The sequence below is a fragment of the Priestia sp. D3YE.R1 genome, assembly GCF_049199565.1.
GTDB lineage: Bacteria > Bacillota > Bacilli > Bacillales > Bacillaceae_H > Priestia > Priestia aryabhattai.
In genome coordinates, this window is record NZ_JBLTHW010000001.1 from 105,702 (window position 1) to 119,674 (window position 13,973).

Sequence of the window (13,973 nt, forward strand, 5' to 3'; positions counted from 1 at the left end):
AATGGCAGAACATCCAATTAAAAGTTTGATGTCGACAGCTATGGAGAATTTAAAGGAAATGATTGATGTTAATACAATCATTGGTGATCCTGTAGAAACACCTGATGGCAGCGTTATTTTAACTGTCTCAAAAGTAGGTTTTGGTTTTGCAGCGGGCGGAAGCGAGTTTGGAGTAGAAGGGCATGCACCATCTTCTCCGGGGCAGCATCAGCAAGAATCAGGTCATCCATTTGGCGGAGGTAGCGGTGGCGGTGTATCAATTACGCCAATTGCCTTTTTAATTGTAAGTGGAAGCGGAATTAAAATGCTTCACCTTAATGAAAGTACACATTTATATGAAAAGATTTTAGATACAGCACCTCAAGCCATTGAACGCGTGCAGCAAATGTTCAAGCGAAATAACCATCAGCAGGATCATAATCAACAAAATCAGCATCATGACGGTGCAAATGATTTTAATTTGTAAAGATAAACTAAAGCTTTGCTTGCTTCTTTGAACGATAAAAGAAACAAGCAAAGCTTTTTTTTATTGGGCATGTTTTCTAGCATACAGCGCTATATTATGTATGTCATTTAATTGCAATATAGAGACAGACAAGCTAATATGAACAGTGTACATACTTATTTAAAGGAGGAATTATTCGTGACTAAATTTAAAGGTAACGATGTAACATTATTAGGAAATCAAGTAAAGGTTGGAGACAAGGCGCCAAACTTTACCGTTTTAGCAAATGATTTATCAGAAGTAACGCTTGACAGCACAAAGGGTTCTGTTCGCCTAATTAGTGTAGTTCCTTCTATTGATACTGGAGTTTGTGATGCGCAAACTCGCCGCTTCAACGAAGAAGCAGCTAAATTAGATAACGTAAAAGTATTAACAGTGAGCGTAGATTTACCGTTTGCTCAAAAGCGCTGGTGTGGTGCTAATGGCATTGATAATGTTCAAACGCTATCTGACCACCGCGACTTATCTTTCGGCGAAGCATATGGTGTAGCTATCCAAGAATTACGCTTATTGGCTCGTTCAATCTTTGTAGTAGACTCAAATGACAACGTAACGTATGTTGAGTACTTACCAGAAGTAACTGAGCATCCGAACTACGAAGCAGCAATCGAAGCAGCTAAAGCAGCTAAGTAAGATTGTCCATGAGGTTCGGCAGAAGGCGGAAAACAATGTTTTTCGCCTTCTTTGTGTTTTAAGAAGCTTTTATGATAAAATATGATGTTCCAAATAGGACGTTTACTCATTTATATAGATATTATTTCATCACACAGGAGGCAGAATATGAGTCAATTAGCTAGTATGGAAAAGCTATTTGGTGTAATTGATCAAACAGCTATTATTTTAAGAAAAGAACTAAACTGCGTATATTTAGAAGCAGTAGCTGAAACGGGAGAAAACTTGTTTCAAGGAACTATTTTGCAAGAAGAGCTAGATGAGGTAACCAAAAAACGTTTAAAAAAAGAATACGATTCAATCACACTTGATCATTTTGAGAAAGAAACGATTCGAAAAGCATATCAGCTAGCTATCTTAAAAGGGATGAAAGAAGCAGTTCAGCCTAACCACCAAATGACGCCTGATGCTGTAGGACTATTTGTCAGCTATTTAGTTGGAAAATTCATGGCAGGAAAAGATAAATATACGCTTTTAGATCCAGCAGTAGGAGCTGGAAACTTATTAACAACAATTTTAAATACACACGCTGCGTCAATTGAACATGTATACGGTGTAGATGTGGATGATTTATTACTTCAATTGACATATGTAAATGCAAACTTACAGAAGCACGGCGTTCAATTATTTAATCAAGACAGCTTACAGCCGCTTTTTATTGATCCTGTTGATTTAGTTGTCTGTGACCTGCCGGTTGGTTATTATCCAAACGATGAAGGGGCAAAAGAGTATAAAGTAAGAGCTGAAGAAGGTCATACCTATGCTCATCACTTATTCATTGAACAAAGCTTGCGCCATGTAAAAGACGGAGGATACGTAATTGCTCTTATTCCAAATAACTTGTTCGAATCTGAACAGTCGCATTTATTACAGCCGCTGCTAAAAGAGGAGGCAATCGTTCAAGGAATCGTTCAGCTGCCGCTTTCAATGTTCAAACAAGAGCAGGCTGCTAAGAGTATTATCATTCTTCAAAAGCAGGGAGAAGGGGTAATAGTGCCTGATCAAGCGCTATTTGTGAATTTGCCGAAGTTCAGTAATCGAGAAGCAATGAGTGATATTATGGCTCAAATGGACCAATGGTTCCGCGTTAATAAAAAGTAAGTCTTTTTCGAAAATAATGAATATTTTTCGGTAGCGTTTTCATGGTGTATAGCTCTTGAAATCTATTGTCGTGAATGATTAAATGAATAAGGATAGAAATCGTGTCGAAATGCATAGAATATTGTAGAGATTACACTTTTATGTTCTGTTCGTTATGTTTATGATGCACGTATAATAAAGAAGGAGCTGTTTTTTTATGTCAAAAATCATGGCAATCAACGCCGGCAGTTCTTCACTTAAGTTTCAATTATTTGAAATGCCAAGTGAGACGGTATTAACAAAAGGTTTAGTAGAACGAATTGGTTTAGATAACGCTGTTTTCACGATCTCGGTAAATGGTGAAAAACAAACGGATATTACAGAAATCCCTGACCATGCTGTTGCAGTTAAAATTTTAGTTGAAAAGTTACTTTCTCAAAACATCATTCAATCATACGATGAAATCACTGGTGTAGGTCACCGTGTAGTACACGGCGGAGAGAAATTTGCTGACTCTGTTTTAATCACAGATGAAACACTAGCGGAAATTGAAGCTTTATCTGATTTAGCACCGCTTCACAACCCAGCAAACATTGTGGGAATTAAAGCGTTCCAAGATATTCTGCCAAATGTTCCAGCTGTAGCAGTCTTCGATACAGCATTCCATCAAACAATGCCAGAAAAATCATTCTTGTACAGCTTACCGTACGAGTACTATGAAAAGTATGGCGTTCGTAAATACGGTTTCCACGGCACATCTCATAAATATGTTTCTGAGCGTGCAGCTGAGCTTCTTGGACGCCCAATTGAACAATTACGCTTAATTTCTTGTCACTTAGGTAACGGTGCAAGTATCGCTGCAATTGAAGGCGGAAAGTCAATTGATACATCAATGGGCTTCACACCATTAGCTGGTGTAGCAATGGGAACTCGTTCAGGTAACATTGATCCTGCATTAATTCCATTTATTATGGAGAAAACAGGAAAAACTGCTGACGAAGTATTAAATGTATTAAATAAAGAAAGTGGTCTTTTAGGTGTATCTGGTATTTCTAGTGACCTACGCGATCTAATCAAAGCAAGCGCTGAAGGCAATGAACGCGCTGAAACAGCACTTGAAGTATTTGCTAGCCGTATTCATAAATATATCGGTTCTTATGCTGCTCGTATGTCTGGTGTAGATGCAATCATCTTCACAGCAGGTATTGGAGAAAACAGTGATGTTGTACGTGCTCGCGTTCTTCGCGGTTTAGAGTTCATGGGCGTTTATTGGGATCCAGCTTTAAATAGTGTACAAGGAGAAGAAGCATTTATTAGCTACCCTCATTCTCCAGTTAAAGTTATGGTTATTCCGACAGACGAAGAAGTTATGATTGCACGTGACGTTACTCGTTTAGCGAATATTTAAGTTCATAAAGTGCCTCTTCAATGCATGAATTCTCATAAATTGTCAGGCAAACTAACGAAAAGCTGATTTCCTTGTTAGGAAATCAGCTTTTTTATATAGCGTAAGTAGCTGACGATTGAAAGAAGGTTTACAACGTATAGAAGAAAGAAATAATATAGGAAGCAAAATGTAACGGATGCATTATTTGTTATAATAAAAATAAAACTACTTATTTCTTGAAAGGGTGACATGATGATACTAACGAATCGAGAAGAACAGCTTTTAGAAGAAATCTATAAATGGGAAGAGAGCTTACAGAGCGTAGAAGCAACTGAGATGGAGTTATTGTACGAAGAGTGGTTAGAAAAAGGGCTTAACTTAATTCCAGCTTCTGTTCGTGAGACCTATTTACATAAAATTGATGAGGGACTCTTTCAGTTAACTGCATTAATTCAAGGTACGGAAATGCAAACTCAAGCGACAAAACGAATTATTGAAACGGCCCGTGTATTCAAAGAAGATATCACAGATCTGTCAGAATTGAATTCCCTTCAAGTAGATCAGCTTTCTTATATATGCGAACAGCAAATGGCCAAGCTTCGGTTGTATGCGCTGAGTCAAGGAGCACTTTCAGGAACCGGCCAATCGCTGCTAGTCGGTATTGATATACCCGCTGTTTTATGCATGAATATTCAAGCAGTGCAACAGGCAGCAATGAGCTACGGCTATCATATCCAGACTCCTTCAGAGCTTATGCTAACGCTAAAAGTTTTTCATGCCGCAACGTTACCTAGACATCTTCAGGCTGAGGGGTGGCATCAATTAAAGAGTGAGCTAAGCCAAGAATTTGACCCGTATTTTTATGAAGGTGTTGATCAAATTGTAGATAAGACGTGGCTGCAAAAAATCGTTGTGCAAATTGGAAAAACGCTAGCTATATTTGCTGCGAAGCGAAAAGTTTATAATCGTTTGCCAATTGTGAGTATGATGGTTGGCGGAGGGATGAATTATCGAATGGCCAAACAAGTGACAGATTATGCGAAGCGCTTTTACCAATACCGCTATTTACTGGATAAAAAAAACGAGTCTCATTAATTTTTCATGAGACTCGTTTTTTTGTCTATCCGTGAACTTTTTTTGATATTTCCTCATTTGTTCGATACCAAATCCACAAATCATTAATAATAGAAGCAAGTTCTCCTATCTCGCTATTTAATTCACAGGAGCGGATAAAATTAGTCTCATCTTCTAACGCCGCTTGTTTTTGATTAATCCTCTTTTCTACAGATTGAATTTTGTCTGGAATCTGCCCCCGAATGGATTCCCATGTTAGGAGGATATCCTGCTGAACTTTTTCAGAATAGAATGTCCATTCTCTTTCGAGAGCAGGAATTTTTATACCGAGTCTGTTGTCATAAGTAAAAAAGCGCTCCATTTTTTCACCTCTTTCCTTCCATTTTATACAATGACAAAAGCCAGATCTACCGTAAGTGAAAAATAAATCATTTATACTTGATTTATGCATATAAATATACACGGCGTTTAAGACAGGAATATTCATTCACGTCTATTTTTAAAGTATTTTAAGAGCTTTTATCCTATTAAATTAAAAAAAACGTGAATTTATATACTTTTTTTTGAATAACTATTGAAAATAGATTAAAAAGTTGTTAAAGTAATAGTAGATTAAATGAATAAAAATTAAAACGGTTGTATTAATATATATATAATTTGTAGGAGGAATAGATGATGAGTAATCCAAAAGTTGTTTTAGCATATTCCGGAGGTTTAGATACATCAGTTGCAATTAAGTGGTTACAGGAAAAAGGGTACGATGTGGTAGCGTGCTGTTTAGACGTAGGCGAAGGAAAAGATTTAAAATTCGTTAAAGAAAAAGCATTAACAGTTGGAGCGGTATCATCATATGTGATTGATGCAAAAGAAGAATATGCTAATACATTTGCATTAGCAGCACTTCAAGCCCACACATTATATGAAGGGAAATATCCATTAGTATCTGCACTATCTAGACCGCTAATCGCTAAAAAGCTTGTAGAAGTAGCAGAACAAGAAAATGCAGTAGCTGTCGCACATGGATGTACGGGAAAAGGAAATGACCAAGTGCGTTTCGAAGTATCAATTAAAGCATTAAATCCACACTTAGAGGTTTTAGCTCCTGTTCGTGACTGGAAATGGTCTCGTGAAGAAGAAATCGAGTATGCAAAAGAAAAGAATATTCCAATTCCAATTAACTTAGACAGCCCATTTTCAATTGACCAAAACTTATGGGGAAGAAGTAACGAGTGCGGCGTGCTTGAAGATCCTTGGGCAGCCCCACCTGAAGAAGCATATGACCTAACGGCTTCTCTTGAAAACACTCCGGACACAGCCGATGTAGTAGAAATTGAATTCGTTGAAGGTGTTCCAGTAGCATTAAATGGCCAATCTTACACGCTAGCTCAGTTAATTCTAGAATTGAATGAAATTGCAGGTAAGCACGGAGTGGGACGTATTGATCATGTAGAAAATCGTCTTGTGGGAATCAAATCACGTGAAGTATATGAGTGTCCAGCTGCTATGACATTAATTAAAGCGCACAAAGAGCTTGAAGATTTAACATTAGTGAAAGAAGTAGCGCACTTCAAACCAGTCATTGAGAAAAAATTAACAGAAGTTATCTACGAAGGTTTATGGTTCTCTCCATTAACAAATTCACTGCTGGCATTCTTAAAAGACACGCAGCAATATGTGAACGGAACAGTGAGAGTAAAACTGTTTAAAGGGCATGCTATCGTAGAGGGACGTAAATCTCCTAATTCTTTATACAATGAAAAACTTGCAACATATACAAAAGAAGATGAATTTGATCACAATGCAGCAGTTGGTTTTATCTCATTATGGGGTCTTCCAACACAAGTGAGCAGCATGGTAAATCAAAAGAAGGTGACAACGGTATGACCAAACTTTGGGGAGGGCGTTTTACGAAACGCCCTGAACAATGGATTGACGAGTTCGGTGCGTCAATTTCATTTGATCAGCATCTTGTAGAAGAAGATATTGAAGGCAGTTTAGCACATGTAACAATGCTTGAGAAATGCAACATTCTTTCTGGAGATGAAGCGTCACAAATTAAAAAAGGCCTTCAAACACTGCTTGAAAAAGCTAAGAAGAAAGAATTAACATTTTCTGCTCAATATGAAGATATTCATTTGAATTTAGAAAAGCTATTAATTGATGAAATTGGTCCGGTTGGAGGAAAGCTTCATACGGGTCGAAGCCGTAATGATCAAGTTGCTACAGATATGCACTTATATTTAAAAAAGCATGTTCAGCAAATTGTAGGACTGATCGAAAATCTAGAAGATGTGCTGCTTACAAAAGCAGATCAGCATGTCGAAACTATTTTTCCAGGCTACACACATTTACAGCGCGCGCAGCCGGTTTCTTTTGCTCATCATTTAATGGCTTATGTTTCAATGTTTAAGCGTGATGCAGAGCGTTATGCGGAATCACTAAAGCGTATTGATTTATCTCCTTTAGGGGCAGGAGCTTTAGCTGGTACGACATTTCCAATTGATCGTCATTACAGCGCGGAGCTTCTAGGTTTTAATGGGATTTATCAAAACAGTATGGATGCTGTCAGCGACCGTGACTTTATTTTAGAGTTTTTAAGCAACAGTTCTATTTTAATGATGCATTTATCTCGTTTTTGTGAAGAGTTAATTTTATGGTCTAGTCAAGAGTTTCAATTTATTGAAATGGATGATACGTACGCAACAGGCAGCAGTATTATGCCTCAAAAGAAAAATCCTGATATGGCGGAGTTAATTCGTGGTAAAACAGGACGAGTATATGGTCATTTATTTAGCTTATTGACTGTATTAAAAGGCACGCCTTTAACATACAACAAAGACCTGCAAGAAGATAAAGAAGGCATGTTCGATACGGTTACAACGATTGAAGGATGTTTGACCATTTTTGCTGGCATGATCGAAACAATGACAGTAAAAACAAATGTGATGGAAAAAGCTACGAAACAAGATTTTTCAAATGCAACGGAGTTAGCTGACTATCTTGCTTCAAAAGGTATGCCGTTTCGTGAAGCACATGAAGTGGTTGGGAAACTAGTTCTCGTTTGTATTCAGAAAAATATCTACCTAATGGATTTGCCGCTTGAGCAATATAAAGAAGCGTCAGATTTATTCGAGGAAGACATCTACCATGTATTGAGTCCAAAAACAGCTGTTAATCGCCGCAATAGCGCGGGAGGAACAGGGTTTGAACAAGTAAAAAAAGCAATTCAGCTAGCTAAAGATGAATTGCATGAAAAAACATCGATATAAAAAATTATCAAAACGCCCGCAGAAAAATCTGCGGGCGTTTTTTGATGTGAGATAAATGGTATAACTAGAGCATTTAAGAAGAAAATAGAAAAGATCATGTAAGGGATTATGAAGTAAAGTTCACATTCGTAAAGAAAATAGAGTGAAAAAGGAGAAGTGACATATGAAAGACAAAAAACATCCGCAGCATGTATATGAATATGATTTTGAAGGAGAAAAAGAGACATCAAGACAGCTAATGGATTCTTATTCAAGCGGCGTCATTGGCGATGCTATGGCTTCTGTAGTCGAAAATCCAGAAGCACAGAGTGATAGCGAACTATATGAATAACTACATGCATATACTGTATATAGACTAAGAAAAGCAGGATTATGCTGAGCTCTATCGAAAGGTAACGTCATAGTAAATCCGATTTTCTAAAGGATTTGGTGTGGCGTTCTTTTTTCAGTGAATCACTGATATAAGAAAAGAGGGATAAAGGTGAAAATTGGAGTGCCGAAAGAAGTAAAAAACAATGAAAATCGCGTGGCTATTACTCCAGCTGGTGTTACAGCTTTAGTTAACGGTGGGCATGATGTATACATTGAAACACAGGCAGGAGAAGGCTCTGGATTTCATGATGAAGATTACACAAATGCAGGAGCTTCTATTGTAAATACGGCAAAAGAAGCATGGGATGCTGAAATGGTTATGAAAGTAAAAGAACCGATTTCAGAAGAATACGGATATTTTCGTGAAGGACTTATTTTGTTTACGTATTTACATTTGGCCGCTGAAGAAGCATTAACGAAAGCATTGATTGATAAAAAGGTGGTAGGCATCGCTTATGAAACTGTACAGCTTCCAAACAAAAGCTTACCTCTGTTAACGCCGATGAGCGAAGTTGCAGGAAGAATGTCTTCTCAGATTGGAGCTCAATTTTTAGAGAAAACAAAAGGTGGCAAAGGGATTTTATTAAGTGGAGTTCCAGGCGTGCAAAGGGGGAAAGTAACAATTATTGGAGGAGGAGTAGCAGGGACCAACGCTGCTAAAATTGCGGTCGGATTAGGGGCTGATGTCACAATAATTGATTTAAACGCCGATCGCCTTCGCCAGCTTGATGATTTATTTGGTAAAGAAGTGACGACATTAATGTCAAATCACTACAATATTGCACAATCCGTAAAAGAGTCAGATTTAGTGATAGGAGCGGTTCTCATACCCGGAGCTAAAGCGCCAAAGCTTGTCACCGAGGAAATGGTTCAAACGATGTCAAAAGGGTCAGTTGTGGTTGATATTGCTATTGATCAAGGCGGGATTTTTGAAACAACTGATCGCATTACCACTCACGATAACCCGACTTATTCGAAGCATGAGGTCTTGCATTATGCCGTTGCTAATATGCCAGGAGCTGTTCCCCGCACGTCGACTTTAGCACTGACCAACGTAACGGTGCCCTATGCTCTGCAAATAGCAAGTCAAGGATATAAAAAAGCGTGCTTAAAAAACCCTTCCCTTCTTCAAGGAATCAACACCCTAAACGGGTTTGTCACTTACGCAGCTGTGGCAGATGCGCACGGTCTAACTTACGCTGATGCAACAACTTTATTAGAGCAAGCATAATAAGGCATGTTTTTACGCAGTTTGTGATATGATAGCCGCGTATTCACTTGTTTTGTAACCAAAACAGACGGGTAGAATATAGAAAAGGTTAGTGTAAAAGGAGAGAATAAATGATGCACGTTTCTTATCATGGACATTCTATTGTTAAAATTGAAACAAAAGGAAAAACAATTTTAATTGACCCGTTTATCACTGGAAATGAATTAACAGATTTAAATGCTGAAGAGGTAAAAGCAGATGTGATTTTACTGACTCATGGCCATAATGATCATGTAGGCGACACGGTTGAAATTGCTAAGCGCAGCGGTGCACTTGTTGTGGCAGTAGCAGAATTAGCTACATATCTTAGCTGGCAAGGCTTAAACGTACATCCAATGAGCATAGGTGGAGCCTATACATTTGATTTTGGCACGGTGAAATTAACACAAGCTTTCCACGGTTCAAGTTATACAGAAAATAATGAGAAAATTATTTATACAGGAATGCCGGCTGGTTTGCTTTTAACAATTGAAGGAAAGACGATTTATCATGCTGGAGATACGGCTTTATTTTCTGATTTGAAATTAATTGGTCGTCATAAGCCCGACTTAGCGTTTCTACCAATTGGAGATAACTTTACAATGGGACCTGAAGATGCGGCCATCGCAGCGGAATGGGTGCAGGCAAAGCTTGTTGTGCCAATTCACTACAATACATTTCCTGTCATTAAGCAAGATCCTCATCAATTTGTTGAGTCTTTATCCGGTATTGAAGGAAAAGTGTTGAAAGCTGGAGAAGGATTGGATCTTTAATCATAAATAGAGGCTGGAACAAAACGATTTTAGTTAAAGTTAAAAAAGAACGAGTAATCGATAATATCGATCGCTCGTTCTTTTTTTTGTTATGGTGAACGCAGGTTTCATATATGTAGCGACTTCTAGCTGTTGACTGGAGGGCAAGACGAAGACTCCTTCGGGAAAAGCGGAATAAGTGAGACCCCGCAGGAGTGCAAGCGGCGAGGAGGCTCACCGGCCGCCCGCGGAAAGCGAAGTCTTGCACGGAAATCAACTGCGGCGTCACAAGCGGTTCAGTTCATATCTCACATTTATTCGTCTTTAGATTGAAACGATGCAGTTATGTCTTAATCTCTTTTTATTTGCAAAGAAACGTTCTGCTTTTTTTACTTCCCTGCATACGATAGTAATAATAAGGAGGGAGAGCTATGGAAAAAAATCGAGTTATTTTATCGCTTTTACTATGCGGAGTGATGCTTTACTATGCAATGCCGCACTTAGTGTTAACAACTTCGAGTTTGCAAGGGATTTTTAGTATAAGCTGGCTTACCTTTGCTCTTTTTGCAGCCGGAGGAAATTTGTCGTCACTACTTTATGCACCGCGCCGTAAAAAGGCAGGTATTCAAAAAAATAGTGTGAGAAAGCCTTTGCGTCAAAGAGGTTAGATTGAATCCATTTCACTTCCCCCGTATAATAAAAGAAAAGACATATGAAACGTAAAAACGTTTTAGAAGGGTGAAGTACACGTGGCGACAAAACATGAGCAAATTTTACAGTATATCGATTCGCTTCCAATTGGTGAAAAAATTTCAGTGCGCCAAATTGCCAAAGAACTGACTGTCAGTGAAGGCACGGCGTACCGAGCAATAAAAGACGCGGAAAATAAAGGATATGTTTCAACGATTGAACGAGTAGGGACTATTCGAATTGAACGAAAGAAGAAAGAAAACATTGAAAAGCTCACGTTTGCTGAAGTAGTAAACATCGTAGATGGACAAGTGCTGGGCGGACGTGAAGGCTTGCATAAAACGTTAAATAAGTTTGTTATTGGAGCGATGAAGCTTGATGCTATGATGAGATATACGGAGGCTGGAAACCTTCTTATCGTAGGGAATCGAGTAAACGCTCATGAATTAGCTCTTGAAGCAGGAGCAGCCGTGTTAATTACGGGCGGCTTTGATACGGAAGAATGGGTTAAGAAGCTTGCAGATGATCTTAAGCTTCCTATTATTTCAACGAGCTATGATACGTTTACAGTTGCAACGATGATTAATCGGGCTATTTATGATCAGCTGATAAAAAAAGAAATTGTGCTTGTCGAGGATATTTTAACACCCGTCTCTGAAGCGGTTAGCTTGCAGTTAACCGATACAATTGAAAAATGGCACGAATGCAACGATCAAACTCACCACAGTCGTTTTCCTGTAGTAGATCAGCATATGAAAGTTCATGGTATGGTCACCTCAAAAGATGTTATTGGATATGATCTTTCCACTGCGATTGAAAAAGTTATGACAAAAAATCCGATGACCGTTCACGGGAAAACTTCGGTCGCTTCTTCTGCTCATATGATGGTATGGGAAGGGATTGAAGTGCTGCCTGTAGTGGACGATTACCACCGACTAGAAGGCATTATCAGCCGTCAAGATGTCTTAAAAGCGCTGCAAATGATTCAGCGCCAACCACAGGTAGGAGAAACCATTGATGACATTGTAACGAATCAGTTTATGGACGTACAAGAGACCAAAGAAGCACCGGTCTATCGCTGTGAAGTAACGCCACAAATGACGAATTATATGGGAACTATTTCATACGGAGTTTTTACTACTATTGTGACGGAAGCTGCCAATCGTGTTCTTCGCTTATATAAAAAAGGTGATTTGGTTATTGAAAACATTACCGTTTATTTTATTAAACCGGTTCAAATTGAAAGTGTGATTGAAATTCGCCCTAAGCTGCTAGAACTTGGTCGGAAGTTTGCTAAATTAGATGTAGAAGTCTACAACGCCGGAGTTGTAGTAGGAAAAGCAATGATGATGGCTCAGTTATTAGACAGAGTATAAAAAAGAAGCTGCTTTGCAGCTTCTTTTACATTTGATCTGCTTCTTTTATTGCATAAGGCTGATAGTGCTTATAAGCTTTGACACCTGCTATTATGCTGCCTGAACCGAATAATACAAATAATATGCCGATAATAAGCGAAAGGTTTGTTTCGTAAATAAACCATTGATTGATCCCAAAAAATAATACAAAAGAGCCAAGACAAATACTCGACTTAGCGGAAATCCACTTTCGTTCCATTGGGCGTTTCGAACGTACGTATTTTACCTTTAAATACATGTAGAAAACAAAGGACACAACGATTAAAATCATAAAAAATGGCACAGACGCCCCTCCAGTCCGGTGTATTTCTATCCGTAATGTTTCTAGATGCTAGTAATGCGTAGTGTTGAAAGTGTTTACAGTAGTATCTATTATTTTACAGGTCGATGACAGAAAATTCTACTATTGATTGATTCTTCTTTTAAAAAAGAGAAGAGATATGATTTAATAAATAATATGAATACAGCGCTGTGGAAATGTAAGTCCATGTGGTACGTACATAAAACAAGAACAGTATTGACAGGAGAGAGAAAATGAAAGCACAAATATTAGAAGCTATTAAGCAGTTTGACACCATCATTATTCATCGGCACATTCGTCCAGATCCAGATGCATACGGATCTCAGTGCGGATTAGCAGAATTGTTAAAAACATCTTTTCCAGAGAAGAAGGTATACGTAACGGGAGAAGAAGCGGAGTCGTTAAAATTTTTATACCGTATGGATGATATCGCCAATGACACCTATGAAGATGCGCTTGTTATCGTTTGTGATACGGCTAATGAAGCGCGAGTATCAGATCAGCGCTACGTAAATGGAAAAATGATCATTAAAATTGATCACCATCCGAATCAAACTCCTTACGGGGATTTACTTTGGGTTGAGACGTCTGCTTCTTCAACAAGTGAAATGATTTATGAGTTTTACTTGGAAGGAAAAGAAAAGGGATTAGCTCTTAATGATGAAGGAGCAAAGTTAATTTTCACTGGTATCGTCGGTGATACAGGCCGATTTTTATTTCCAAATACAAAGCCAAAAACGTTTTGCTATGCAAGTGAATTGATTCAATATGGTTTCAATTTTAAAGATGTATATGATCAGTTATACAAAACAAAAGAAAATGTCGCTCATTTACATGGATATGTGCTGCAAAACTTCACGATGTCTCAGGCGGGAGTTGCCCACATGAAAATTCCGAATGAAATTCTTCGAAAATATGATGTGACACCTGCTGATGCCTCTCAGCTAGTCGGTTCGTTAGGACAAATTGATGGAGTAAAAACGTGGGTGTTTTTTGTGGAGGAAGAAAATCAGATTCGTGTCCGCCTGCGTTCAAAAGAGCTTGTGATTAATACAATTGCCAGAAAATACAACGGAGGAGGCCATCCTCTTGCGTCCGGCGCTTCCATTTACTCATGGGAAGAAGTAGAGCCTTTGCTGCGTGACTTAGAAGAGCTCTGCAGTCAGGAGTAATCTGTAAAATAAGCCGTTGATTTTACATCAGCGGC

General features: G+C 38.4%; 16 protein-coding genes. 14 read left to right on the forward strand and 2 right to left on the reverse strand.

All coding sequences use genetic code 11. The features are described 5' to 3' along the window. Position 1: 1 nt before the first annotated feature. The 5 genes from ytfJ (at position 2) to ACOZIR_RS00580 (ending at position 4,739) form a co-directional block, all read left to right on the forward strand. Positions 2-466 carry a GerW family sporulation protein gene (gene ytfJ / locus ACOZIR_RS00560; RefSeq protein ID WP_013085211.1) on the forward strand — a complete coding sequence of 155 codons (465 nt, stop codon included), beginning with the start codon at positions 2-4 and terminating at the stop codon, positions 464-466. Between the two features lie 138 nt (positions 467-604). Beyond that, positions 605-1,138 (forward strand): thiol peroxidase, encoded by a 534-nt coding sequence (gene tpx / locus ACOZIR_RS00565; protein WP_045291207.1) that lies wholly within the window; start codon positions 605-607, stop codon positions 1,136-1,138. Positions 1,139-1,285: 147 nt separating this feature from the next. Beyond that, the gene (locus ACOZIR_RS00570; protein ID WP_421535489.1) at positions 1,286-2,278 is read left to right on the forward strand and encodes a class I SAM-dependent methyltransferase; all 993 of its coding nucleotides are present in this window, start codon (positions 1,286-1,288) and stop codon (positions 2,276-2,278) included. Positions 2,279-2,474: 196 nt separating this feature from the next. Next, positions 2,475-3,665 carry an acetate kinase gene (locus ACOZIR_RS00575; RefSeq protein WP_013059468.1) on the forward strand — a complete coding sequence of 397 codons (1,191 nt, stop codon included), beginning with the start codon at positions 2,475-2,477 and terminating at the stop codon, positions 3,663-3,665. Positions 3,666-3,893: 228 nt separating this feature from the next. Continuing rightward, positions 3,894-4,739 carry an EcsC family protein gene (locus ACOZIR_RS00580; protein WP_237758411.1) on the forward strand — a complete coding sequence of 282 codons (846 nt, stop codon included), beginning with the start codon at positions 3,894-3,896 and terminating at the stop codon, positions 4,737-4,739. 25 nt (positions 4,740-4,764) lie between these two features. Here ACOZIR_RS00580 and ACOZIR_RS00585 read toward each other — a convergent pair whose 3' ends face one another. Beyond that, the gene (locus tag ACOZIR_RS00585; protein ID WP_028411794.1) at positions 4,765-5,079 is read right to left on the reverse strand and encodes a hypothetical protein; all 315 of its coding nucleotides are present in this window, start codon (positions 5,077-5,079) and stop codon (positions 4,765-4,767) included. Positions 5,080-5,393: 314 nt separating this feature from the next. Here ACOZIR_RS00585 and ACOZIR_RS00590 point away from each other — a divergent pair, with 314 nt between their 5' ends. From ACOZIR_RS00590 to ACOZIR_RS00625, 8 genes are all read left to right on the forward strand, one after another. Next, positions 5,394-6,602, forward strand: a complete 1,209-nt coding sequence (locus ACOZIR_RS00590) for an argininosuccinate synthase (RefSeq protein ID WP_033579611.1) — start codon at positions 5,394-5,396, stop codon at positions 6,600-6,602. Beyond that, positions 6,599-7,987, forward strand: a complete 1,389-nt coding sequence (gene argH / locus ACOZIR_RS00595; RefSeq protein WP_045291201.1) for an argininosuccinate lyase — start codon at positions 6,599-6,601, stop codon at positions 7,985-7,987. Before ACOZIR_RS00590 ends, argH begins: the two co-directional genes overlap by 4 nt. A 163-nt stretch (positions 7,988-8,150) precedes the next feature. Then, positions 8,151-8,318, forward strand: coding sequence for a hypothetical protein (locus ACOZIR_RS00600; protein ID WP_310878330.1), 168 nt, complete (start codon positions 8,151-8,153; stop codon positions 8,316-8,318). A gap of 150 nt (positions 8,319-8,468) precedes the next feature. Next, positions 8,469-9,590, forward strand: coding sequence for an alanine dehydrogenase (gene ald, locus ACOZIR_RS00605; protein WP_013059462.1), 1,122 nt, complete (start codon positions 8,469-8,471; stop codon positions 9,588-9,590). 113 nt (positions 9,591-9,703) lie between these two features. After that, positions 9,704-10,381 (forward strand): metal-dependent hydrolase, encoded by a 678-nt coding sequence (locus ACOZIR_RS00610; protein ID WP_045291287.1) that lies wholly within the window; start codon positions 9,704-9,706, stop codon positions 10,379-10,381. Between the two features lie 132 nt (positions 10,382-10,513). Then, entirely contained in the window at positions 10,514-10,693 is a 180-nt protein-coding gene (locus ACOZIR_RS00615) for a hypothetical protein (protein WP_080890147.1), read from the forward strand. 98 nt (positions 10,694-10,791) lie between these two features. Then, complete coding sequence (locus ACOZIR_RS00620; RefSeq protein ID WP_074677783.1) at positions 10,792-11,028, forward strand: hypothetical protein; 237 nt, start codon at positions 10,792-10,794, stop codon at positions 11,026-11,028. Between the two features lie 81 nt (positions 11,029-11,109). Further along, complete coding sequence (locus tag ACOZIR_RS00625) at positions 11,110-12,426, forward strand: CBS domain-containing protein (protein WP_045291199.1); 1,317 nt, start codon at positions 11,110-11,112, stop codon at positions 12,424-12,426. Between the two features lie 25 nt (positions 12,427-12,451). Here the strand turns inward: ACOZIR_RS00625 and ACOZIR_RS00630 are convergent, their stop codons facing one another. After that, a complete protein-coding gene (locus ACOZIR_RS00630; protein ID WP_045291198.1) occupies positions 12,452-12,748 on the reverse strand; it encodes a YtpI family protein in 297 nt (98 codons plus the stop codon). A 251-nt stretch (positions 12,749-12,999) separates the two neighbouring features. Here ACOZIR_RS00630 and ACOZIR_RS00635 point away from each other — a divergent pair, with 251 nt between their 5' ends. Further along, positions 13,000-13,938, forward strand: coding sequence for a DHH family phosphoesterase (locus tag ACOZIR_RS00635; RefSeq protein WP_045291196.1), 939 nt, complete (start codon positions 13,000-13,002; stop codon positions 13,936-13,938). Positions 13,939-13,973 lie beyond the last annotated feature (35 nt).